This is a genomic window from Flavobacterium branchiophilum NBRC 15030 = ATCC 35035, assembly GCF_002217205.1.
GTDB lineage: Bacteria > Bacteroidota > Bacteroidia > Flavobacteriales > Flavobacteriaceae > Flavobacterium > Flavobacterium branchiophilum.
Genome location: NZ_MUGT01000183.1, coordinates 1 through 392, shown reverse-complemented (window position 1 = coordinate 392; position 392 = coordinate 1). Strand labels below are relative to the sequence as shown.

The window sequence follows — 392 nt, the reverse complement described above, 5'->3', positions numbered from 1 at the left end:
GATTGTTGAATGTTGTTTGATAATGGTTAATTAATAATTCAAACCTCAAATTTCCACTTTCTTACTTAAAATTCGTTTCAAATATAATATAAAAAAGTATTCGAGCCAAAATAAATGTAAAAAATACCATAAATCAGGGATGTAAAATAAAGCCAAATAGACGAAATGTATTTTTTTAAGGTTGAAAATCTTTGTCTTAGCATGTTTTTTTGTGGTTATACAGGTAGTTTTTTTTTAGATTGGCTTCTTTTATGTTTACAGTTTTTGGGATACGGGTTTCAAGAAACAAGAAACAAGAAACGAGAAACGAGAAACAAGAAACAAGAAACGAGAAACGAGAAACAAGAAACAAGAAACAAGAAACAAGAAACAAGAAACGAGAAACAAGAAAC

General features: G+C 28.1%; 1 pseudogene. It reads left to right on the top strand.

From position 1 onward, the window contains the following. Positions 1-165 precede the first annotated feature (165 nt). Positions 166-392 (top strand): annotated as a pseudogene (locus B0A58_RS16700) (hypothetical protein); the annotation flags it as partial.